24 protein-coding genes are annotated in these 24,352 nt (G+C 41.4%); 6 read left to right on the top strand and 18 right to left on the bottom strand.

Annotated features, from left to right (window positions below; translation table 11 throughout):
- From QUD85_RS07505 to lrp, 14 genes are all read right to left on the bottom strand, one after another.
- The gene (locus QUD85_RS07505; RefSeq protein WP_093328796.1) at positions 1-630 is read right to left on the bottom strand and encodes a hypothetical protein; all 630 of its coding nucleotides are present in this window, start codon (positions 628-630) and stop codon (positions 1-3) included.
- Positions 631-692: 62 nt separating this feature from the next.
- Positions 693-1,226, bottom strand: a complete 534-nt coding sequence (locus QUD85_RS07500; protein WP_093328798.1) for a Rieske (2Fe-2S) protein — start codon at positions 1,224-1,226, stop codon at positions 693-695.
- A 105-nt stretch (positions 1,227-1,331) separates the two neighbouring features.
- Complete coding sequence (locus QUD85_RS07495; protein WP_143047939.1) at positions 1,332-1,736, bottom strand: hypothetical protein; 405 nt, start codon at positions 1,734-1,736, stop codon at positions 1,332-1,334.
- 482 nt (positions 1,737-2,218) lie between these two features.
- A complete protein-coding gene (locus QUD85_RS07490) occupies positions 2,219-2,509 on the bottom strand; it encodes a YeaC family protein (protein ID WP_093328801.1) in 291 nt (96 codons plus the stop codon).
- A 3-nt stretch (positions 2,510-2,512) separates the two neighbouring features.
- On the bottom strand, positions 2,513-2,842 hold the full coding sequence (locus tag QUD85_RS07485) for a zinc-ribbon domain-containing protein (RefSeq protein ID WP_093328803.1): 330 nt from the start codon (positions 2,840-2,842) through the stop codon (positions 2,513-2,515).
- A gap of 100 nt (positions 2,843-2,942) precedes the next feature.
- Complete coding sequence (locus tag QUD85_RS07480; RefSeq protein ID WP_093328805.1) at positions 2,943-4,424, bottom strand: alanine/glycine:cation symporter family protein; 1,482 nt, start codon at positions 4,422-4,424, stop codon at positions 2,943-2,945.
- Between the two features lie 91 nt (positions 4,425-4,515).
- Positions 4,516-5,658 carry a M14 family metallopeptidase gene (locus QUD85_RS07475; protein WP_093328806.1) on the bottom strand — a complete coding sequence of 381 codons (1,143 nt, stop codon included), beginning with the start codon at positions 5,656-5,658 and terminating at the stop codon, positions 4,516-4,518.
- A gap of 75 nt (positions 5,659-5,733) precedes the next feature.
- Positions 5,734-6,228 carry a TlpA family protein disulfide reductase gene (locus QUD85_RS07470; RefSeq protein WP_093328808.1) on the bottom strand — a complete coding sequence of 165 codons (495 nt, stop codon included), beginning with the start codon at positions 6,226-6,228 and terminating at the stop codon, positions 5,734-5,736.
- Positions 6,229-6,333: 105 nt separating this feature from the next.
- Positions 6,334-7,620 (bottom strand): serine--tRNA ligase, encoded by a 1,287-nt coding sequence (serS, locus tag QUD85_RS07465; RefSeq protein WP_093328809.1) that lies wholly within the window; start codon positions 7,618-7,620, stop codon positions 6,334-6,336.
- A 14-nt stretch (positions 7,621-7,634) separates the two neighbouring features.
- A complete protein-coding gene (gene crcB, locus QUD85_RS07460; protein WP_093328811.1) occupies positions 7,635-8,030 on the bottom strand; it encodes a fluoride efflux transporter CrcB in 396 nt (131 codons plus the stop codon).
- Complete coding sequence (locus QUD85_RS07455; RefSeq protein ID WP_093328812.1) at positions 8,014-9,366, bottom strand: replication-associated recombination protein A; 1,353 nt, start codon at positions 9,364-9,366, stop codon at positions 8,014-8,016. The genes crcB and QUD85_RS07455 overlap by 17 nt, the downstream gene beginning before the upstream one ends.
- Positions 9,353-9,982 (bottom strand): outer membrane lipoprotein chaperone LolA, encoded by a 630-nt coding sequence (lolA, locus tag QUD85_RS07450; RefSeq protein WP_093328814.1) that lies wholly within the window; start codon positions 9,980-9,982, stop codon positions 9,353-9,355. The genes QUD85_RS07455 and lolA overlap by 14 nt, the downstream gene beginning before the upstream one ends.
- Positions 9,983-9,991: 9 nt before the next feature.
- Complete coding sequence (locus QUD85_RS15265) at positions 9,992-12,454, bottom strand: DNA translocase FtsK (protein ID WP_093328815.1); 2,463 nt, start codon at positions 12,452-12,454, stop codon at positions 9,992-9,994.
- A gap of 72 nt (positions 12,455-12,526) precedes the next feature.
- Positions 12,527-13,000, bottom strand: a complete 474-nt coding sequence (gene lrp, locus QUD85_RS07435; protein WP_093328817.1) for a leucine-responsive transcriptional regulator Lrp — start codon at positions 12,998-13,000, stop codon at positions 12,527-12,529.
- Between the two features lie 160 nt (positions 13,001-13,160).
- On the opposite strand from lrp, the gene ald reads away from it, so the two are divergent.
- The 5 genes from ald (at position 13,161) to infA (ending at position 17,236) form a co-directional block, all read left to right on the top strand.
- Positions 13,161-14,279, top strand: coding sequence for an alanine dehydrogenase (gene ald, locus QUD85_RS07430; protein WP_093328819.1), 1,119 nt, complete (start codon positions 13,161-13,163; stop codon positions 14,277-14,279).
- A 171-nt stretch (positions 14,280-14,450) separates the two neighbouring features.
- Positions 14,451-15,404 carry a thioredoxin-disulfide reductase gene (gene trxB, locus QUD85_RS07425; protein WP_093328821.1) on the top strand — a complete coding sequence of 318 codons (954 nt, stop codon included), beginning with the start codon at positions 14,451-14,453 and terminating at the stop codon, positions 15,402-15,404.
- Between the two features lie 6 nt (positions 15,405-15,410).
- Positions 15,411-16,121, top strand: a complete 711-nt coding sequence (gene aat, locus QUD85_RS07420) for a leucyl/phenylalanyl-tRNA--protein transferase (RefSeq protein ID WP_093328822.1) — start codon at positions 15,411-15,413, stop codon at positions 16,119-16,121.
- Between the two features lie 63 nt (positions 16,122-16,184).
- Positions 16,185-16,883, top strand: coding sequence for an arginyltransferase (locus QUD85_RS07415; protein ID WP_245732092.1), 699 nt, complete (start codon positions 16,185-16,187; stop codon positions 16,881-16,883).
- A gap of 134 nt (positions 16,884-17,017) precedes the next feature.
- Positions 17,018-17,236: a translation initiation factor IF-1 gene (infA, locus tag QUD85_RS07410; protein ID WP_093328826.1), complete on the top strand. Its 219-nt coding sequence runs from the start codon at positions 17,018-17,020 to the stop codon at positions 17,234-17,236.
- Between the two features lie 49 nt (positions 17,237-17,285).
- Here the strand turns inward: infA and clpA are convergent, their stop codons facing one another.
- A complete protein-coding gene (gene clpA, locus QUD85_RS07405) occupies positions 17,286-19,541 on the bottom strand; it encodes an ATP-dependent Clp protease ATP-binding subunit ClpA (RefSeq protein WP_093328828.1) in 2,256 nt (751 codons plus the stop codon).
- A 37-nt stretch (positions 19,542-19,578) separates the two neighbouring features.
- Positions 19,579-19,899, bottom strand: a complete 321-nt coding sequence (gene clpS / locus QUD85_RS07400; protein WP_093328830.1) for an ATP-dependent Clp protease adapter ClpS — start codon at positions 19,897-19,899, stop codon at positions 19,579-19,581.
- Between the two features lie 311 nt (positions 19,900-20,210).
- Between clpS and cspD the strand changes: the two genes are divergently transcribed.
- Entirely contained in the window at positions 20,211-20,432 is a 222-nt protein-coding gene (cspD, locus tag QUD85_RS07395; RefSeq protein WP_093329095.1) for a cold shock domain-containing protein CspD, read from the top strand.
- Between the two features lie 104 nt (positions 20,433-20,536).
- Here the strand turns inward: cspD and icd are convergent, their stop codons facing one another.
- Both icd and QUD85_RS07385 read right to left on the bottom strand, forming a co-directional pair.
- On the bottom strand, positions 20,537-21,787 hold the full coding sequence (icd, locus tag QUD85_RS07390) for an NADP-dependent isocitrate dehydrogenase (protein ID WP_093328831.1): 1,251 nt from the start codon (positions 21,785-21,787) through the stop codon (positions 20,537-20,539).
- 299 nt (positions 21,788-22,086) lie between these two features.
- Positions 22,087-24,318 (bottom strand): NADP-dependent isocitrate dehydrogenase, encoded by a 2,232-nt coding sequence (locus tag QUD85_RS07385; RefSeq protein ID WP_093328833.1) that lies wholly within the window; start codon positions 24,316-24,318, stop codon positions 22,087-22,089.
- Positions 24,319-24,352 lie beyond the last annotated feature (34 nt).

Here is a 24,352-nt window from a genome sequence, read left to right as displayed (position 1 = left end):
TTAAGAACCCTTATACTTCCAAGTCCAAGAGTTATATTCAATTAAACGTTTGTCTGACAAATTACTCGTGCATTTATCTAGTACGATGGGATAGTTTTTGTTTACAACATTTTCACTATTATTCGCAAAAAACCAAAACTCAGCTTTCTCAATTAAATAAGATATATCAGAAAAACGCCTCTTAGAGTCATAAAATACTGCGTACAATTCACCGGAGTTTTTATATATTTCAACATAAGAAGTTTTATTATCACAGAAATAAGCTACGGCCATATGCTGAGCAGAAAGCCTTGTTCTATATAACCCTATTTTATCCAAATTTATATCTACAAGATATTCCGCATGCTTTTCTTCGTCAATCCATACGTGTTCTATCATTACCTTTTCGTCTTCATAGAAACATGTAGCCGTATAAACAATACTCCCTTCTTCAAAATGTTTTGCTAAAGCCATAAAATCAGATCCATCTGGGCAAGTATCTGAATATTTATCCCCTGGATAAATATCGGAAGAAAGGTTTGTTTTAAAAAATGGCTCTAAATTAGTAAAAAACGGATAATGATTCACGTCTTCCTTCTCAGGACTAAATAATGTAAAAAGCATTAAAGTTAAAATCATTTTCAAGGGCATTAGCTACATCTTTAAAATAAATTTAGGAGTTCATTTAGAATCGTCGTTTAACAATACGGACATTAACTGCCAAACGAATCATTATCTAAAATGAATACATTTCCGTTTACTATCTCATAGGGAGGCATTAATAAACTCCAACTTTTTTCCGTTTGACCGGATACAGGCCTGCCATCATATGTAAACTGGCGAAACGAGCATGGGTCCTCTAGTGTTCCTGCGTTTTTATTTTCAATTATCATACAACCACTTTCATTCCTGACAGCAAAAAGAACAACTATACCTTCTTTTGAAACTCTATCGGATAATGAAGTAGCCTCGTCTAAAATAGTTGTTATCGGCTGCCCATATATCTCTTCAAATTTGGCAATTTGAGCCTTATAACTTTTAACTGAATCGCTAGTTCTATTATTCGCAATGGATATTAGTTGAGTTTTGTTTAGTTTAAAGACTAAAACTGGATACCCGCGCCATTCTACGGATACATGTTCCCCTGCTTTTATGTTGGACAGTTCTATTTTGATCTTGTCAGATTCAACAGCAACACTTTTAAAGCAAAACCCGATAATGACAATCAATAGAGAAAATTTATTCATGGTTTCTGTATGTTCCTAAAACAATAGATTATGTTTTTTCGATTTTGATGTAAGACAATTCAGCACAACAATCTTTGTTTTTTATATTTGGTTTCTCAGGGTGTCTTATTTACTCTGTTGCCTACCTTCGAATAGAGCACTAATTATTTCTTTGAATTCTTCAGGTTTATTGTTTAGGTCTATTAAAACTTTGAATGGGTTACCATTTAAAGAATAACTAAGATAAACACCACATTGGTCATACGCATCAGGTTCTCCATAAACCACCTCATTTTCCTTCAAGCTAGGAAAAACTATTGAGAAAACCCAAGAGTGTTTCGTCCACTCTTCTTTAGTAGCCTTTTGTCCTTTAAATACATAATCAAATGGCTTACCTGCAAAAAAGCTATCGGTGGTATCCACCTTATAGGTGTCTGCATCTATTCTATGCATGGTAGCGCAATTATCCACACATTCACCGCAATATTTTCCCCAAACCAAATAGTCTAATGACTCTGATTTAGCTTTCATCGTCGTAAGCAAAATTAAGATTGTTAAGTAGAATACTCTCATAGCATTTAACGCCTTACCAGTTACGGTGGGTGTCTTAGTTATTCTTTAAATTCACACACTAAATCATTAATTAAAACAGTAAAATACTAACTTGAATTCTACTTATCAATAGAGCAAACACAACGAGCAGTGCAACATAACCTAATCCCCATTGAGGGTTGCCGATAGTGGTTTTTGATGATCACGCATGAGTTCTTCATGGACGAAGAACAAGGTGAAATAGGACATGGATGTGCTATTGAGACGATGCGTCGACATCATTAAAAAACAATAGCGGGGTCGTCAAACCGAGTTGGGGCGTGGGGGTATGCCCTAGGGGTGTCACGCAACACCCCTGGGCTATTGCTCCTTTAGGAGTAATAACCCAAGAAAGTTTGAAACTACACCGCTATATTCGGTGAAATTTCATAGTTGTTAAGGCAAAAAATTTTTGCTCAAAACTAAAGTTCGTCATTCTTAAAAGTAGCGATACTATCGTTACTATCAGACGAGACAAATTGCGCCTTAATCTCAGATTTAGACTTAGTCACAAGTTCGCCGTTAGAGCCAACGGTCATCATTTGATCGGAATCTAAATGCTTGGCTTGATAAGCCATTACTAATTGCACCGCATGACCACGTTGCGCCTCACTAGCAACTGAACCATCAGGCCATTTACCTGTTTCAGCACAAAAACTTAAGCGCTCATAAAGCTCTGGTGTCATATTATTGACGAGTGTTTCAATGTTCATACGTTACTTTCTTTTCTTCTTAAGCACGATGTTCCATGCGCGCGTTAAAATGTACAAACAAAAACCTGCCGCACTGGTAATAATCGTCGCTAAGTACTGCCAAGAGCCTGGCTGAAAGTTTTGCCAGTAAAGCGTAAGGAAACCACCACAAAACAGCAATAACGCAATAAAGGATAAATTAGTTACACGCGCTGCGCGTCTAGCTTTATTAATGCTTTCTATCGCTTTTAATTTTTCACTATCAAGATTAACTAAGTCGATACCGCAATGAGAGCAGGTTTTAGCTTTATCTGAAATCTTTTTGTTGCACGCTGGGCAGTTAATAACAGCCATAAAATTTAATACTCCTAGGTTATTACCCTGCTATTTTAACGAGAATCCAAAAAAAAAGCGCCCTGTTCTGGCGCTTTTTTCATATTTTTAAAGAGAGTGGTTATTTATCTTTGTTAACCCAGTGGTCCGCATTTTTAATGCCGAGTTTTTCTGGATCAAAACTAAACTCTTCAACACCCGCTTTTTGCTGTGCTTCATAGTCTTTCAGCGCTTTTAATGCTGGTTTAGCAACGAAGAAGATTGCGATAATACCAATAATGTTTAACCATGCCATTAAACCAACACCAACATCGCCCATGCCCCAAGCAGCGCCAGGTTGCGCTATTGTGCCGTAAAATACAGCAGACATAAGCACAACTTTTAACACGAAGCGTAACGCTGGTATTTTAATGGTACGGTTAATGTATGACACATTGTTTTCTGCAATAAAGTAGTAAGCCAATACGGTTGTAAACGCAAAGAAGAACAAGGCTACCGCAATAAATGGTTTACCAAAACCTGATAACACACTATCTACCGCTATTTGGGTAAACGCTGGGCCGTTAATTACCGTATCTGCACTAAGGTTTTGAACAACAAATTCTGTCGCACCGTCTGGCATTACGTTATAAGACTGTGTGATCAAAATCATAAACGCTGTTGCAGAACATACGAACAAGGTATCAATGTAAACAGAAAACGCTTGTACTAAACCTTGCTGCGCAGGGTGCGAGACTTCAGCTGCTGCTGCCGCATGTGGGCCTGTACCTTGACCTGCTTCGTTAGAATAAACACCACGTTTTACACCCCAACCAATTGCTGCACCAAAGCCTGCCATTGGCGTGAATGCATCGGCGAAAATCATACCGATAATGCCTGGAAGCATATCGATGTGAAGCGCAATCATTGAACATGCAATAATGATGTAAGCTAATGCCATAAATGGCACTACGATTTGTGTGAAGCTTGCGATACGTTTAACACCACCAAAGATAATGAATCCAAGTAGTAAAACGATAAATACCGCGGCATACACTTTAGTTAGTGCAAGTTCACCAAACACAGAATCAATTGATCCACCCGTACCAAATACGTTAACTAATGAATCACCGATACCATTTGATTGAACCGCTGGCAGTAACAAACCACAAGCAAGGATTGTCGCTAATGCAAACATCCACGCGTACCATTTTTGACCTAAGGCTTTTTCAATGTAATACGCTGGACCACCACGGTATACGCCATCTTCCTGCTCTTTATAAATTTGAGCATTGGTTGATTCAATGTAAGCCGTCGCTGCACCGAAAAATGCTACAACCCACATCCAAAATACCGCACCAGGGCCACCAAAACCGATAGCCGCTGCTACACCCGCGATATTACCGGTACCAACACGGCCCGATAACGATACGGCGAGCGCTTGGAATGATGAAATCCCCTGCTCTGAACTCTTATTGTTTAACAACAAGCGCCACATTTCACCGAAATGGCGAAACTGAACGCAACGCGTCACAATGGTAAAAAATAAACCTGCCCCTAAGCACAAATAAATTAGCGCTGGGCTCCAAATTACACTATTTAGCGCATCGACAAACTCTTGCACATTTAACTCCTGAACTGCGTTTAAGCATTATTATTATGATCGGGTAAATAAAAGCCCGAAAGGGTCACTTTCGGGCATACCTGTTATTGTTTTATCGTAAATCATCTACGATTTGATAGATAGCAGACAATGTGTCTCTACCTAATAAAGCACTGCGACCGTCATTCCAACCGACGATTTCATCGGGCAGAAGAATATTGTCTTTAAATGGCATCTCTACTGTATAAGCTAGGCAGTTAAAGTTGTTGCCTACCCAGTTAGAGGCCACAGTAAGGTTTGCTTGACCTGGTTCGTCAATGTCATAACCTTTGTCATCTTGAAACTCTGGTGTTATCGCCAACAAGGTTGCTTTGAATTGTTCTTGCAACTGATGCATCTTGTCGTCCCACGCTGGCACGCCTTCACAACCGCTAACAAAGTTGTACGGCAGCGCTTCATCTCCGTGGATATCAAGGTGCATATCAACGCCAGTCTCAACCATTTTTTGCCTAACGTAATAGACCTCAGGGCTGTTCTCTATTGAAGGCTGTTGCCATTCTCTGTTGAGGTTTACACCATTTGCATTGGTTCTTAAGTGCCCTCTGTAGCTCCCGTCTGGGTTCATGTTAGGCACCAAATAAAACACTGCTTTGTTCAGTAAAGCACGCGCTGCACCGTCGTCTTCATCAAGCAATCTATCGATAAAACCTTCCATAAACCACTCTGCCATGGTTTCACCTGGATGTTGACGTGCCGTTAGCCAAATAGACTTTTTGCCTTCAGCTACTTCGCCTACTTGCAGCAAGGTAATGTCACGACCATCGATGGTTTGGCCAAGGACTTGCATTTGGCAATCTAAATGGTGTTGTGCGCTATGAATAAGATCTTGGTGACGCTCATAGCTATATGGCGCAAAATAAGCGAAATATACGCTGTCATGCTCTGGAATAAAGGTAATGGTCAGTGTTTGACCGTCATAGCTAGTGGGTACTCTGAACCAATGTTCACGATCATAAGAGGCAACCGCTTGATAATCGTCCCAACCTTCTACATAAGCCGCTTGGCCTGCATTTTTAATATGCATAACGTGTTTGATATGGGCGGTATTATGCAGTTTAAAATGAAACCACTGGTAAAAATCAGAATCTTTATCTTGTTTAATTTCCAGAGCAATATTTTCTGGATCAGACGCGTCTAAAACGCGGATATTACCACTATCAAAATTGTCGGTAATATATGGCAAGGTGACAGACATAACCTGTTTCCGTATGTGCTGATGAAAGTGCACCTAAGTGTATACAAAACTGAGAAAGGATGACAGTGGCTTTTACTATTTAATTAGTAAGGTTCTAGCAAGCATACCGACTTCTGTAGAATAACCCATCGACTTAGCAACAACCTTGTTGTGTTTATCCACTAAATAATAGCTTGGATAGCCCTTAATTTTGAAACGATGCTTCATTTGATTGTCGCCTAGCAAAATAGGAAAAGATAATTCATGGCGCGAAACAAATTGTTTTACCGCATCCTCGTTTTCGTAGTCTAAGGCGATTGCATACACTTCGATATCTAAGCCCTGCTGATGAAAGCTCTCTAAGTTATCAATACTAAAGTTGCATACCTGACACCAAGGCGCGAAGAAGTACACGAGCTTTGCTTTACCTGGTGTTGCAATGCTAATTTGTTCGCCAGAAAGTGACGTCATAGTTTCGGCAGATTGACTGACGTCTTGATTAATTTCAAGCATGTCGAGCTCTTTAAACCAGCTAAAAAGCAGGAAAAGTCCGACAAAAAACAATGCTTGAATAAGAAGATTTTTGATCATGATGACATTTAATAAACAGCGTTAGGATTTAAGAAAGATGTTTTGACTAAATACTTTCAAAAAAAAACCGGTGAAAACACCGGTTTTTTCTTTATCCGTTTAACCTTACTTTGCGCTAAGCACAGTTAGGCCATGCATATACGGCACTAATACTTCTGGTACCTGAATGCTACCATCGGCTTGTTGGTAGTTTTCTAGCACAGCAACAAGTGTGCGCCCTACCGCAAGGCCAGAACCATTTAGCGTGTGCATTAATTCAGGTTTGCCTGTTTCACTATTTCTAAAACGTGCTTGCATACGACGCGCTTGGAAATCACCCATGTTTGAACAAGAAGAAATTTCTCTATAGGTGTTTTGCGCTGGCAACCACACTTCAATATCAAAGGTTTTTGTTGCACTAAAACCAATGTCACCAGTACAAAGCACTACGGTTCTGTATGGCAATTCCAGCTTTTCTAAAATCACTTCGGCATGACGCGTTAGTTCATCTAGTGCTGTAAATGAATCTTCTGGTTTTACTAACTGTACCATTTCGACCTTGTCGAATTGGTGCTGACGAATCAAGCCTCTAATGTCACGGCCTGAAGAGCCTGCCTCGCTACGAAAACATGGCGTGTGCGCACACATTTTAATCGGAAGGGCTTTGTCTTCAACAATCTCATCACGTACTAAGTTGGTTAACGGTACTTCCGCTGTTGGGATCAGTGAAAATTTACGATTCGCTAAATCGGTATGGAAAAGATCTTCGCCAAACTTAGGCAATTGACCTGTACCGTATAAAGAGTCGTGATTAACAAGATAAGGTACGTACATTTCTTCGTAGCCGTGCTCTTGTGAATGCACATCAAGCATGAATTGCGCTAATGCACGATGTAATTTAGCGATATGACCACGCATTACAGCAAAGCGCGTACCCGCAAGTTTTGCGCCGCTTTCAAAGTCTAAGCCTTTATCTAATGCTGCCGCTAAATCAACATGATCTTTTACGTCAAAATCAAATGTTTTCGGTGTACCCCAACGACGTACTTCTACGTTGTCGTCTTCGCTATCACCTGCTGGTACTGATTCATGGACTAAATTAGGGATCGCTGAAGCAATCGCGTTGATTTCTGCCAATACATCATTTTGTTCTTGCTTGGCTGCTTCTAGCTTGTCACCTAACTCGCTCACCTCGGCAAGTAATGGCTGAATGTCTTCACCACGTGCTTTTGCTTGACCAATTGATTTTGAACGCGTGTTACGCTCCGATTGCAATTCTTGCGTTTTAACTTGAATTGCTTTTCTAGACTCTTCTAAAGCAGTTAATTTAGCGACATCTAATTCAACACCGCGCTTTGCTAGCGCCTGTGCAGTAGTTTCTATATCTGAACGTAAAAGTTTTGGATCAAGCATTGTTTATCACGTGTCTATCTAGTTGTTACGACAAAAAGTCCTATTGCTGCTGCGCCAATGCACAGCACCACATTTAAAAATACATTTAGTATGGCTTTTATTGTTTGCCCTTCTTGGAACAATAAAAATGTATCTAATGAAAACGTTGAAAACGTTGTTAATGCACCGAGAAAGCCAATCGTAAGCAGGGTTTTCGTCGGTGATGGCTCAATTATACCCTGTTCGAGCATGCCATATAAGATACCCATGATTAATGAGCCCGTGATATTAACGGTCAAGGTGGCAAAAGGAAAGCCCTTTCCGAAGAAATGTAACATTATTTCAGAGACAAAAAAACGGAGACTGGCACCTGCGGCGCCACCAATAGCGACATACACATAAATCAGCCAGTGGCTAATAGCGTTGCTCATCACTTTCCTCGTTTAGTGTTTGTAAAAATTCTAGCTTCTGTTTTAGTTGTTTTTCCAGCCCTCTGTCAACCGGATGATAAAGCCTAGTATGTTTTAATTCCTCAGGAAAATAACATTCGCCGGCGGCAAAGGCATTTTCTTCATTATGAGCATAGCGGTAACTTTGGCCATGGCCTAACTCCTTGGTGATGCTGCTAGTGGCATTTTTAAGGTGTTTAGGTACATCTAAGCCATTTGACTGCTGTGCCAGCGCTAATGCTTGTTTAAAGGCACTATAGACCGCATTGCTTTTTGGCGCTAACGCCAAATAGACCGTTGCTTGCGCTATGGCTCGCTCTCCTTCTGCAGGCCCGACACGGGAAAATGTATCCCAAGCATTGATCGCAATTTGCATGGCTCTTGGATCGGCATTACCGACGTCTTCACTGGCAATAGCCAATAGTCTGCGCGCAACATAGAGAGGATCGCCTCCAGCAACGAGAATGCGCGCATACCAATATAGCGCCGCATCAGCATCTGACCCGCGCACCGATTTATGAAAAGCGCTAATGAGATCGTAAAAAGCGTCGCCGCCCTTATCGTACATCGCTACCTTATCGCCTGCTACTTGCTCCAATAAAGCCGATGTGATGTTTGCTTCGCTAGCAGATGCCAACGCTTCGACAGCACCTTCAAGTAGGTTTAACAAGCGCCTAGCGTCACCGTCAGCGAGGTTGATAAGCGTGTGCTCGGCTGTCTTTTCTAACTGCAACGACAGCGATTGTTCATCATAATACTGCTTGGCTCTTGCGAGCACTTGCATTAATGCGTCATCGTCTAATTTGTTTAAACGATAGACGCGGGTTCTTGAAATGATTGCACGATTTAATTCAAACGCAGGATTTTCAGTAGTCGCGCCAACAAAAATGATGGTGCCATCTTCAATAAAAGGTAGGAACGCATCTTGTTGGCTTTTGTTAAACCGATGGACTTCATCAATAAATAAGACCGTTCTTTTATTTAGTATCGTTAGGTTGTGCGTTGCTTGTTCTATTGCACCACGTACATCTTTTACACCAGCGGTGACAGCTGACAAACGAATAATTTCAGCATTGGCATGTTTCGCGATAATTTCAGCAAGCGTGGTTTTACCTGTGCCCGGCGGGCCCCAAAAAATCACTGACTGCGGCTGTCCTTGCTCTATTGCCACTCGAAGCGGCATGTCAGCTGATAAGATATGGGTTTGTCCAGAATACTCTGCGATGGTTTGTGGACGCAGTTTAGCAGCTAACGGCAACGCATCATGCGTGGCTTCGTCATTAAAGCCAAAACTAAAATTTTGATTATCGTTGGTCATCTATAAAGGTATCTTCCGGTACAATAAAATCAAATTTGTCCATCTTCATTTTATGATTTTTTCTCACGTTCGAGAGCGTAACAACACTGCGTTGCCCGGTAGCATCCAATAAAGCAAATCCAACCAACTCTTGACCGTTAAAATTAAGCGTTAACGACACCACCTGAGATTGTTGTTCTTTTGATGTGACGACATATGTTTCACTGGCAGTGCTAGTAATGTCATACTTCTGCCATAACGCGTCGTCTGTTGATGTTAACAGTAATATCGGCGTATCCACCACTGAGGTTTGGTAATCAAAAATGGTGACTTGTTCAATAAACGGATCGTAAAACCAAATATTTTCGCCATTTGAAATAATCATAGACTCATCTGGCGACTGCACGTGCCACAATGCTTTGTTTGGCTGGGCGAGCGATAGTTCACCGGTAGAGGATTGTAGCGCATTTTGCTCTTCGTCAAGAATGGTTTGAGAAAAGCTCGCTTGCAAACTTTTAAGTGACGCAAGCTTTTCCATAAGATCTTGCTTAGCGTCTGCTAAAGCGCCCATAGGAACAAACAAACATGCCAACATAACGCCGCGACAACTTTGGCGTGCATGACGCATAAACTCCATAAATACCTCTTAATCTTTTACGGGTGGTGGTGCTAACACTTCTCTAGCACCGTTATGACCAGGTGAGCTTACAACACCCTGCATTTGCATTTCTTCTACGATACGAGCAGCGCGGTTATAACCGATACGGAACTTACGTTGCACACTTGAAATAGACACTCTGCGACTTTCTGTCACAAACATAACCGCCTCATCGTACAGCGCGTCAAGCTCAGATTCGCCATTTTCAGGCTGCTCACCAGGTAACAAAATTTCTTGTTCGCTTTCGCCAGATAAAATTTCATCCAGGTAATTAGGCTCACCACGAGATTTCCAATCACTAACCACGGCATGAACCTCGTGATCGTCAACAAAGGCGCCATGGACACGGGTTGGTACACCACTACCTGGTGGTAGATAAAGCATATCACCTTGGCCAAGCAATTGTTCTGCCCCCTGTTGGTCTAAGATAGTGCGCGAGTCGATTCTTGAGCTCACTTGAAACGCAATACGCGTTGGAATATTAGCTTTGATTAAACCCGTAATAACATCCACAGAGGGTCTTTGTGTTGCAAGCACCAAGTGAATCCCAGCGGCACGTGCCTTTTGCGCTATACGAGCAATAAGCTCTTCGACTTTTTTACCAACAATCATCATCATGTCGGCAAATTCGTCAACAACCACAACAATAGCAGGCAATTTAGTTAACTCTGGCGCCGTTTCATCCATACTTTCGCCTGGTTTCCACAACGGATCAGTTAATGGCTGCCCTGCTTTTATTGCTTGTTCAACTTTTTGATTGAAGCCTTTTAAGTTACGCACACCCATGGCAGACATCAGCTTATAGCGACGCTCCATTTCACCAACACACCATCTAAGGGCGTTAGCGGCCTCTTTCATATCGGTAACCACTTCTGCTAATAAATGTGGAATGCCTTCGTAAACCGATAGTTCAAGCATCTTAGGGTCGATCATAATCAGGCGCACATCTTCTGGCGTTGATTTGTACATCAAGCTCAAAATCATGGTGTTTACACCGACAGATTTACCCGAACCTGTTGTACCTGCAACCAAAAGGTGTGGCATTTTTGCAAGATCAACCACCACAGGGTCACCGGCAATATCCTTACCTAAAACCATGGTTAATGGCGATTTCGACTTAGCAAACTTATCGCACGCGATAACTTCACTGAGGTGCACAATTTCACGATGCTTATTCGGCAGCTCTAGGCCGATCACAGATTTACCTGGAATCACCTCAACAACGCGCACGCTTATAGCAGATAAACTTCGAGCCAAATCTTTAGACAGGTTAGAAATTTTGCTGACTTTCACACCCGGCGCTAGGTCAAGCTCGAAACGAGTAATGACTGGGCCTGGATAAACGGCAACAACCTGCGCTTGTACATTGAAGTCGAGCAATTTTGCTTCAACTAAACGGCTAACCTGATCAAGTTCTTCTTGGTTGATAGGGTTTTCGTTCTTATCCGCTCTATCAAGCAATTCAATGGAAGGCATACCTTTGTACTTATCCATCGACGTTTTAGCGGTTGTTTTTTTCGTTCTGGTAGCAGTAGAAACCTCTTCAACAACATCGTCATCAGCTAATGCTTCGGTTTCAACGTCATCATCTTCTTCAACCACGTCTTCTTTATCTATTGGCGTATTAAGCAATTCGTCAATGTTTAAAAACGGTTCTTCTTTTACTGCTCTAACGCTTTCTTTGCTTTGTTCGTCGTCAGCTTCTTGCAAGGCGGTGAATGCTTGTTTCACTTCTTCTTGCTCCACCATTGGCGTTTGATAGGCTTCAATTTTAACTTTATCTGAGGCCGCATCGTGTTCAATATCGCCGGTACCAAATTTTTCTTTGATAATAGCTGGCACACCCTTCAAGTAGATTGCACCTTTAATGGCATATTCGCCGGTTTTATCAATAAAGGTTAAAAACGAGAATCCTGTCAGTAACACAAAACCACTGCCTAGCAGCATTAAAAATAAGAGATTACTGCCGGCAATAGAAAAATACGGTATGAAAGCACTGCTTGTGTAATCACCTAAAATGCCACCTGCACTAAAATAATGTATGTCATCTGAGTGCATACTTAATAACGCGGTAATGCCTAGTGTGAACAAGATAAAACCGATGATTCTTAACCCCAACGTTAAGTAATCTATCTGCATTAAAGCGTGGATGCGTTGGAACAACATCCAACCCATGACAGCAATAATAAACGGAATAAAATACGCGAAAAAACCAAACACACTCAATAGCATATCGCTTAGGTAGGCACCTACCGCGCCGCCTAAATTACGAATAGGTGTCTGATAGCCGGTTTGAGACCAACCAGGATCTGCTGGGTCAAACGTATAGATTGCCAGCATGAGAAACATGGAAAAGACCGTCGTGACCAACAGACCTGCTTCTAACAGTCGTTGTACGCCGGTTAACTGATTAGGTTGAGAATGCGTTTCTGAAGACAATGTTACATCCATGAATTTCTTATAATATTAACTCTAAAATACCAGACAAATGGTTATGAATAAATACTTGGCATCAACAAACAATCATATATTTACTGGAATGTTTTCCGTAGATTTCACTTCTTCCATCACAACATAAGTTCTGCTCTCGCTCACTGCAGGCAACCTTAATAAGGTATCTCCCAGCAATTCACGATACGCAGCCATATCTGCAACGCGCGTTTTCAACAAAAAATCAAAATCACCAGAGACCAAGTGACACTCTTGAATGACAGGTATTTCTTGTACGGCTTTTGAAAATTCGTCAAACACGTCTGGCGATGTTTTTGTTAAAGTAATTTCTACGATAACCAACAATGCGGCGCCAAGTTTAGTTGGGTTTAAACGAGCGCTGTAGCCCATTATAAATCCGTCTAACTCGAGTCGTTTTACTCTTTCCAAACAAGGTGTTGGACTTAACCCCACGCGTCTGGACAACTCTACATTTGAGAGTCTGCCATCTCGTTGAAGTTCCGTTAAAATATTTTTGTCTATACGATCCAACTGCCTATCTTCCATCTTCACGACACTTTCCTCTTAAAAATTGCCCGATATTGAAATTATATATCGTTTGGAGCGGGATTACAGCAGGATATTCTATTAAATTATCAATATACTAGCATCTTATAAATTACAGCAAAGTGCTATACTTTTTACGTTTTCTGACAGAGAGATAACTATGATTATTGGTGTACCAAAAGAAATTAAAAACCACGAATACCGCGTTGGCATGGTTCCAGCAAGTGTACGTGAGTTAATCAACCACGGTCACAAAGTGCTAGTGGAAACACAAGCAGGTATCGGTATTGGTTTTACTGACCAAGATTATATTGACGCAGGTGCTGAGATATTAGCTACCGCACAAGACGTTTTCGCTCAAAGTGAAATGATCGTTAAAGTAAAAGAGCCACAAGCTGTTGAACGAGCGATGTTACGTGAAGGTCAAATACTATTCACATACCTGCACTTAGCACCTGATTTACCTCAAACACAAGATCTTATCGACAGCAAAGCGGTATGTATTGCTTATGAAACAGTCACGGATAACCAAGGTGGTTTACCACTACTTGCACCAATGAGTGAAGTCGCTGGCCGTATGTCAATTCAAGCAGGTGCACAAGCTTTAGAGAAATCTAATGCGGGTCGCGGTATGTTGTTAGGTGGCGTACCTGGCGTTGAACCAGCTAAAGTCGTTGTCATTGGCGGTGGTATGGTTGGTGCAAATGCCGCGCAAATGGCTGTAGGCATGGGCGCAGATGTTGTAGTACTTGACCGTAATATTAACGTTTTACGTAAACTAGACGCTCAGTTTGGCAACAAAATCAAAGCAATCTACTCTACTGCAGACGCATTAGAAAAGCATGTATTGGAAGCTGACCTTGTTATCGGTGGCGTATTAATCCCTGGCGCGGCAGCACCTAAGCTAGTGACCAAAGAACATATTGCCAATATGAAGCCAGGCGCGGCTATTGTAGATGTGGCTATCGACCAAGGTGGTTGTATTGAAACGTCTAAGCCAACCACGCATGCAGATCCAACTTACATCGTTGATGATGTTGTACACTACTGTGTTGCTAACATGCCTGGCGCTGTACCACGTACGTCTACGTTTGCACTTAACAATGCTACTTTGCCTTACATCATCCAACTGGCAAACAAAGGTTATAAGCAAGCACTTTTAGATAACCAGCACTTACTTAATGGTTTGAATGTTATTAATGGTCACATTACCTGTGAAAGCGTTGCTGAAGCGCTTAACTTTGAGTATGTACCTGCAAGCAAAGCGTTGAATGACTAAAATCGCTTAAAATTTAAACGAAATAAGAGCAGCAATTCGCTGCTCTTTTTTTTGATTAACCGGTAGTAAAAAAAACGATACAAAAAGTTATAAAAAAATTTGATTTTTGCACTTGAGTTATCGCACCATTGCCCCAAACTATACAGCTAAATATTTTCTTCGGAGACGCAAATGAGCGACGTAAGACATTGCCCTTTATTGATTTTAGGTTCTGGCCCAGCGGGTTATACAGCAGCCGTTTATGCTGCACGTGCAAACATGAACCCAGTATTAATCACAGGCATGCAACAAGGTGGTCAATTAACGACTACAACTGATGTAGAAAACTGGCCTGGTGACGCAGATGACCTTACTGGTCCGGCGTTGATGGAACGTATGCAAGCGCATGCTGAAAAATTTGAAACTGAAATAGTTTTCGACCATATCAATGAAGTGACACTAACTGAGCGCCCTTTCCGATTAAAAGGTGACAGTGGCGAATATACCTGTGACGCATTGATTATTTGTACAGGTGCATCTGCGCAGTATTTAGGTTTACCTTCTGAAGAAGCCTTTATGGGTAAAGGTGTATCGGCATGTGCAACTTGTGACGGATTCTTCTATCGCAATCAAAAAGTTGCTGTAGTTGGTGGTGGTAATACGGCTGTTGAAGAAGCATTGTATTTATCAAACATCGCATCTGAAGTGCACCTTATCCACCGTAGAGATACCTTTAGAAGTGAAAAAATCTTAACTCAGCGTCTTATGGACAAGGTTGAGAATGGTAACATCGTATTGCACTTAGACAGAACATTAGATGAAGTCTTAGGCGATAACATGGGTGTTACGGGACTACGTTTAAAAGATACGAAGTCTGATAGCACAGAAGAAATTGATGTGGCTGGTGTATTTATTGCGATTGGTCATAAACCAAATACCGATATCTTCAAAGGTCAACTTGACATGAAAGATGGTTATTTAACGATCGAAAGCGGTACACAAGGCAATGCTACGCAAACTAGCATTGAAGGTGTTTTTGCTGCGGGTGACGTTGCTGACCATATTTATCGTCAAGCTATCACTTCTGCCGGCTCTGGTTGTATGGCGGCATTAGATGCAGAACGTTATTTAGACGCTAAAGGCTAAATAACCATGACAAGTCAGGCTTTGTATTGGCTCAGCGATGAAAGCCTGACATTCCCCTCCCATGATTACGCGTTAAGCGATCCAAACGGTTTACTTGCCTTAGGTGGTGATCTTTCACCGCAGCGCATTATTGCAGCATACAAGCACGGTGTATTTCCTTGGTTTAATGAAGGCGATCCAATTATGTGGTGGAGCCCGAACCCGCGGGCAATACTGCATTGCGAAGATATTCATGTAAATCGTACCCTAGCAAAGTTCATTCGAAAGCGCCCTTTTACCGTCACCATCAACAATGCTTTTAGCGAAGTTATTGATGCTTGTTCTGATGCACCTTTTCGCCAAGAAGAAAGTTGGATAACAAGTGACATGATTACAGCATACGAGCAGCTGCATCAATTAGGGTTTGCTCACTCTATTGAGGTATGGCAAGAAGACGCACTAGTCGGTGGACTTTATGGTGTTGCTATCAATGGCTACTTTTCAGGTGAATCGATGTTTTATAGTCAAGCCAACGCGTCAAAAATCGCCCTTTTCGCACTAAGTAAACATCTTTTATTGCACGGCATTAATATGATCGATTGCCAAATACAAAATGACTTTCTAGCTTCGATGGGCAGTCAGGAAATTTCGCGACAACACTTCTTAAATCAACAAAGCGCCGCCATTAATCAAACCGTTAGCAGTGAGCTTTGGCGACCACAAACGATTTCATATTAACCATTGAGCAAGAAGTCTTTTTGGGTATAAACTAAAACAAACCCAGCCGGTATTATCTGCGCTATGAATTATCAGTTCGGTCTCACCAAAACCTTTCCGTGCAATTACTTGCCAGAGCAATCTGAGCGTTTATTGGTAGCAGTGGATGAAGCGCTCCACAATAGTGAAAAATACTTATGGCTTTTACATAATGGCTTCCGTCGCAGTGGCAGTTCTATCTACAAACCTCACTGCGAAGCTTGCAAGGCATGCCAATCTATTCGGGTGGTGTGTAAACAGTTTACGCCTAGCAAGAGTCAAAAACGCTTAGCAAAAAAGAACAAACATTTTACCGTTAAAGTTAGCCACGAATTAAAGGATAGCTATTTTGAACTATACAGCCAATATATAGAGGCTTTCCATCAAGATGGCAGCATGTTCCCTGCAAAATATGAACAATTTAACGATTTTATCAACTCGAATGTATGCGATTACGTGTTCTTAGAAATCTATGATGACACAACGCTTATCTCTGTTGCTGTAACCGATGTATTTCACAACGCGCTGTCTGCAGTTTATACCTTTTACCACCCCGACTATCGTAAAAATAGCATTGGCATGTACTCTATTCTTGAGCAAATAAAGTTAGCCAATCATTGGCAAAAAGACCTGCTTTTTCTTGGCTATCAAATCGACGATTGTCAAAAAATGAACTACAAAACAAAGTTTTATCCTCATGAAAAGCTCATTGATAACGTGTGGCAAATTACACAAGTAGAATAATTAATCAGTTCTAGCTGACTAAATTGGCAACAATTCTCGATAATTTACGCGTTTAGGCTTTACATTGCCTTTGCAATTGGGCATGATCTGCGCAGTTTTATTGCACACAACACTTTTTAGAGGTTTAACGCCCTATGGCGAAAGAAGAAAATATTGAAATGCAAGGTACGGTGTTAGAGACCTTACCAAATACTATGTTCCGTGTTGAACTTGAAAACGGTCACGTTGTGACAGCTCATATTTCAGGTAAAATGCGTAAAAACTACATTCGTATCCTAACAGGCGATAAAGTAACGGTTGAATTAACACCTTACGATTTGTCTAAAGGCCGCATTATTTTCCGTGCAAGATAATAGTCTTTCATAAAAAAAGCCCTGCAACTGCAGGGCTTTTTTTATTGTCTTAAGAGTGCTCTTCGAGCAATGGCTTTTTCTGCTCGCAGGTTACACATAGTTTGTCGCTCTTGACACTGATCTTAGCAATACCACCTTTAGTTAGATCACCGAATAAGAGTTCATGGGCAAGCGGCTTCTTAAGTTGCTCTTGAATTAAGCGCGCCATTGGACGTGCACCCATCGCTTTATCATAACCATGTTGTGCTAACCAACGCTTAGCTTCTTTGGTCAACTCAAGCGACACACCTTTTTCATCAAGCTGTGCCTGCAGTTCTACGATAAATTTATCTACCACTTGCGCGATAACTTCGTCAGATAAGTGATTAAACCAAACGATGTTATCCAAACGGTTTCTAAATTCAGGTGAGAACACGCGATTGATTTCGTCTTTGGCATCAAAGCTGTGGTCTTGTTGCTTAAAGCCAATTGATTTGCGTTGTGTTTCAGCAACACCAGCATTCGTGGTTAACACCAAAATGACATTACGGAAATCTGCTTTACGACCGTTGTTATCGGTTAAAGTACCGTGATCCATTACTTGCAGAAGAATGTTATAAACATCGCTATGTGCTTTTTCAATTTCGTCGAGCAATACAACAGCGTGAGGATGCTTAATTACAGCATCGGTTAACAAACCACCCTGCTCATAACCAACATAACCTGGTGGTGCACCAATTAAACGACTAACGGCATGCTTCTCCATATACTCAGACATATCAAAGCGAAGCAACTCCACGCCCATTAGTTTAGCTAACTGTTGCGTTACTTCCGTTTTACCAACACCTGTAGGTCCTGCAAAAATGAACGAGCCTACCGGCTTTTCATCATTACCTAAACCTGCGCGAGATAAACGGATAACACTGCACAACTCTTCAATTGCGTGATCTTGGCCAAACACAACCAATTTCAGGTTTCTGTCTAACGTTTTAAGGCCATCTAACTCAGATGACGATACTGATTTCTCAGGAATACGCGCCATTTTAGCGACAATAGCCTCAATATCATTATTGTTAATTTGTTTCTTGCGCTTAGACTCACTCACCAGTTGCTGTTTAGCACCGGCTTCGTCGATTATATCGATGGCTTTGTCTGGCAAAAAGCGTTCATTAATATACTTATCGGCAAGCTGTGCTGCCGCGTGTAAAGCATTAGCAGTATATTTGATGCCGTGATGGGCTTCATACTTTTCTTTTAAGCCATGCAAAATCTTGGTTGTGTCTTCAACGCTAGGTTCTGTCACGTCGATTTTCTGGAAGCGACGCGCCAATGCCCTATCCTTTTCAAAAATGCTTTGGTATTCCTGATAGGTAGTTGAACCAATACAGCGAAGTTTACCCGCAGACAGCAAAGGTTTAATCAAATTTGATGCATCCATCATACCGCCAGAGGCAGCACCTGCACCGATAATGGTGTGGATTTCATCAATAAACAGTATGGCTTTCTTATCTTTTTCTAAATCTTTAAGTAATGACTTAAAGCGTTTTTCAAAATCGCCTCGGTATTTAGTTCCTGCAAGTAATGCGCCCATATCCAGCGAATAAATGGTCGCTTCTTGCAAGAACACTGGCGCTTCATCCGACACGATTAAGTTAGCTAAACCCTCTGCGATAGCTGTTTTACCAACACCAGCTTCACCAACATATAAAGGATTGTTTTTGCGACGGCGAGACAGTACCTGCAAGGTACGCTCCATTTCATCTTGGCGACCAATCAATGGATCGATATTGCCTTTTAACGCCTCTTCATTGAGGTTAACCGCAAAGTTTTCTATCGTGCGCGGTTCTTCTTGCTCTGTTGGCCTGACGTCTTCATGCACTGTTTCTTCGTCAGGTTTACTGATGCCATGAGAAATATAGTTAACGATATCTAGTCGACTAATATCTGACTTTTTCAAGAAATAAGCTGCTTGCGACTCCTGTTCACTAAAAATAGCGACCAGTACATTGGAGCCGGTAACTTCACTTTTACCTGATGACTGTACGTGAAAGACCGCACGTTGCAATACGCGTTGGAATCCAAGCGTTGGCTGCGTTTCTCTTTCTTCGTCACCTTCAGGAATGACAGGTGTTGTTTCACCAATAAATTGTTCAAGGTCTGTACGGAGTTTGTGCATATCGGCTCCACACGCCGACAGCGCGTCGTTAGAAGATGGGTTGTCTAACAGCGCCAATAGAAGATGCTCTACCGTCATAAACTCATGACGAGACTCTTTCGCTTTTCGAAATGCTACATTTAACGAAACTTCTAAGTCTTTATTTAGCATTAATCACTCCACTTCTTACACGTTAATAACAGCTTCATTAGGCTTGTTCCATGGAACAGCGTAATGGGTGTTGATGAGATTTTGCATACCTGCTTACTTGATTGACCTTCATTTCGGCAACTTCAGCAGTGTAGGTACCGCACTTCCCTTTACCTTCATAATGTATAGTAAGCATTACGTCTGTTGCTTGATCTGAGTTCATATTAAAAAACTTGCACAACACATCAACAACAAAATCCATTGGCGTATAATCGTCGTTTAGAAGCACAACATTATACATTGGAGGCTTCTTAACCTGTTGTTCTATACGCTCTTTGACTAACTCAGTATGATCAGAAAGCTCTTTATTACCGCTCATATCTCTATAATAGACTCTGCCACAAATTTTGCTTGTCTTATTCTATGAAATATTTTTGGCCAAACAAAGCGACAATAACGTTTTTACATACTTTATTTCTATAGACTCACAAGATGCTTTTCAAGAGCAAACACGGTTTTTTTAAAGATAAATTGCTACAAATCGCTACACTTGTTAAAAAAATGTGAAATGATGCTTGACTAATTTTTTAAATTGCCTAGGATTTGATAAGTGGCAATTTTGTCACAACTACGGGTATGCTTGTTTGGGAGCATGAGGGTTTACTGAAGGATATAGAAGGAAGTAGAAGTATGGCTCACGGTACCGTTAAATGGTTTAACAATGCTAAAGGGTTCGGTTTCATCCGCCCATCGGATGGTGGCGAGGATATTTTCGCGCACTACTCTACGATTCAAATGGATGGATATCGTACACTGAAAGCGGGTCAAGATGTGACTTATGAGTTAAACGAAGGACCAAAAGGACATCACGCGGCGAGTATAACGCCAACAGAAGTAGAGTCGGACGAGTAACGAATTTACTGTATTCCTTTTTAGAAAGGAATAAACGTAAAAAACACAGCTAGGCTGTGTTTTTTTTGGTTTGAATGATCTGGTACTACCAGAACACAAGCTGACTACATATGATTAATAATCGCTTCGCCAAATTCCGAACTAGTGACTAGCGTTGCATCATCCATCAAGCGTTCAAAATCATAGGTAACTGTTTTAGCAGCAATTGCCCCACTCATTCCTTTGATCAGCAAATCAGCAGCTTCTAACCAGCCCATATGCCTTAACATCATCTCAGCAGACAAGATAACAGACCCCGGATTAACCTTGTTTTGTCCGGCATATTTAGGCGCTGTGCCATGAGTCGCTTCAAACACCGCCACTTTATCGTTTAGATTTGCCCCTGGCGCTATTCCAATACCACCTACTTGCGCAGCCAGTGCATCTGACAAGTAATCACCATTTAAGTTTAGGGTTGCTATTACGCTAAACTCCGCTGGACGTAGCAATATTTGTTGCAGCATTGCGTCGGCAATTACGTCTTTAATGATGATCTCTTTACCCGTTTTAGGGTTGGTCAACGACAGCCACGGACCACCGTTAAACAACTTGGCACCAAACTCTTGTTTCGCAACCTCGTAACCCCATTGTTTAAATGCGCCTTCGGTATACTTCATTATGTTACCTTTGTGCACAAGGGTAACGGATTCACGATCGTTGTCTATCGCATATTGTATCGCTTGACGTACTAATCGATACGAACCTTCCTTAGATACCGGTTTTATACCAATACCGCAGTCTTGATCAAAACGGATACTTTGTACGCCCATTTCTTGTTGCAGAAACGAAATCAGTTTATCAGCTTCTGCGGTGCCTGCCTGATATTCAATACCCGCATAGATATCTTCTGAATTTTCGCGAAAAATCACCATATCGACTTCTTGTGGTTGTTTTACTGGGCTTGGTACGCCAGTAAACCATTGCACGGGACGTAAACACACATATAAATCAAGCAATTGTCTTATAGCAACATTTAAGGATCGCATACCGGTACCCACTGGCGTGGTTAGTGGACCTTTAATGCCCACCTTATATTGTTCAAACATGGCTAATGTTTCTTCAGGTAACCAGGTTTCGCCGTCATATACTTGCGTTGCTTTTTCACCGGCATACACTTCCATCCAGCGAATAGCGCGTTCGTTGTTATAGGCTTTAGTGACCGCAGCGTTTACCACATCTATCATTACTGGTGTTACATCGACACCAATACCATCGCCTTCGATAAAAGGAATAATAGGGAAATTAGGTACAGTTAACTTGCCATCTTCTAAGGTAATGGCTTGACCGTCTTGTGGTATCGTAATGTTGCTGCTCATTATGTATCTCCTACTCGAACTAACAAACGTTATTGATTTTACTGCTTAGCTATACTTGACTATAGCTAATCAAATCTTGATAGGCATTTGACCTGAAACAAAATTTTTGGATTTGAGTTAGTTAAACACCTGCGATTACCTTAATAAAAATAGGGATATCACGCTAATCAATTTAGCTTAATAGTGAACATCATTAGAATAAATGGCAAAACTGTCAGAATGTACTAAGGTTAAACAGCACAAAAAAAGGCCGACTTCCGTCGGCCTTTTTGTTTTATTAGAACGTTTAAATACGTTAGTTATAGCAGACTTGCTAAAATCGTATTTAATGTTTCACTCGGTCTCATTGCCTTGCTCGCTAGGGCTTGGTCTGGTGCATAATAACCTGCGATATCTTGAGCAGGACCTTGTGCATCGTTTAGTTCAGCCACAATCTTAGCTTCTTGGTTAACAAGTGCTTGTGCAACTGGTGCAAACGTAGCTTGAAGCTCGCTATCTTCAGCTTGTGTAGCTAATGCTTGCGCCCAATACATAGCAAGATAGAAATGACTACCACGGTTGTCTAGCTCCCCTACTTTGCGCGACGGAGACTTATTACTGTCTAGGAACTCACCTGTTGCTTTATCTAGTGCATCAGCAAGTACTTTAGCTTTAGTAACACCTTGAGTATTGCTAAGGTGTTCAAGAGACGCAGCTAGCGCTAGGAATTCACCTAATGAATCCCAACGTAAGTGGTTTTCTTTCTCAAATTGTTGAACATGCTTAGGAGCACTACCACCGGCGCCTGTTTCAAATAAACCCCCACCATTCATCAATGGCACAATTGAAAGCATTTTTGCACTCGTACCAAGCTCTAGGATTGGGAATAAATCTGTTAAGTAGTCACGGAGTACATTACCCGTTACCGAGATAGTGTCTTTACCATCCTTAATACGAGTAAGCGAGAACTTAGTCGCTTCAACAGGCGTAAGAATGCGTAAATCTAAACCATCAGTATCAAACATTGGTAAATATTCGTTTACCTTTTTGATAAGTTGCGCATCATGCGCTCTGTTCTCATCTAACCAAAATACCGCTGGTGTTTCACTTAAACGAGCACGGTTAACAGCCAATTTAACCCAATCTTTAATCGGCGCGTCTTTTACTTGACACATACGCCAGATATCACCTGCTTCTACATCATGCGACAATAGTGCGTCACCAGCGCCATTTACAACACGCACTGTACCTGCAGCATCAAGAATAAATGTCTTGTCGTGCGAGCCATACTCCTGTGCTTTTTGAGCCATCAAACCAACATTAGGCACTGTACCCATCGTTGTCGGATCAAATGCGCCATGTTCCTTACAGAACTCGATAACTGCTTGGTATACACCAGCATAGTTACGATCTGGGATCATGTATTTAGTGTCTTTTTGCTTGCCATCTGGTCCCCACATTTGACCAGAAGAACGGATAGCCGCAGGCATTGATGCATCAATGATTACATCACTTGGTACATGCAAGTTAGTAATGCCTTTGTCTGAATCAACCATAGCTAACGGTGGACGGCTGTCATAAACAGCTTGTAAATCAGCTTCTATTTCAGCGCGTTTTTCATCACTTAGACGCGCTATTTTAGTGTAAACGTCGCCAATACCGTTGTTGGCATCTACACCTAGTTGTTCAAATGTTTCGGCATGCTTCTCAAATACTGATGCATAGTAGACTTTTACGGCATGACCAAAAATAACCGGATCAGATACTTTCATCATGGTTGCTTTCATATGCAAAGAAAGCAATACATCTTCGTTTTTCGCTTTTTCAGTTTCTGCTTCAAAGAACTCAACTAACTTAGCTTTATTCATCACAGACGCATCAATAATTTCTTTGTCTTGTAATGCAATGTTTTCTTTTAGCGTTGTTACCGTGCCATCTTGCGCTACAAATTCAATGTTAACTGATTGCTCACCAGCAATAGTTGTTGATTGTTCGCTTGAATAGAAATCACCATCGCTCATGCTAGCTACATGTGATGTTGAATCTGCTGACCATGCACCCATGCTATGAGGGTTTTTTCTAGCGTATTGTTTAACCGAAGCTGGTGCTCGTCTGTCTGAGTTACCTTCGCGTAATACCGGGTTAACCGCACTACCTTTAATTTTGTCATAGGTGTACTTAATTGACGCTTCTGCTTCGTTTTGCGGCTCTTCTGGATAATCAGGTAACGCGTAACCTTTATCCTGTAATTCTTTGATTGCAGCCTTCATTTGAGGAATTGACGCACTGATGTTCGGCAATTTAATAATGTTCGCTTCCGGAGTTTTAGCCATATCCCCTAACTCAGCTAACGCATCAGAAATACGTTGCTCTTCAGTTAAGTATTTTGGAAAGTTGGCAATAATACGACCCGCTAATGAAATATCACGCGTGTCTACAGCAATATCTGACGATGCTGTGTATGCTTGAATAATTGGAAGTAATGATTGCGTTGCAAGCGCTGGCGCTTCATCAGTAATCGTGTAAATAATAGTGGCTTTATCTTTGCTCATTGTTATTCCTAAACTGGTTGTTTTTTTTCAAAAC

The sequence above is a fragment of the Thalassotalea agarivorans genome, assembly GCF_030295955.1.
Taxonomy (GTDB): Bacteria; Pseudomonadota; Gammaproteobacteria; order Enterobacterales; family Alteromonadaceae; genus Thalassotalea_D; species Thalassotalea_D agarivorans.
This window is presented reverse-complemented; position numbering and strand designations above follow the sequence as displayed.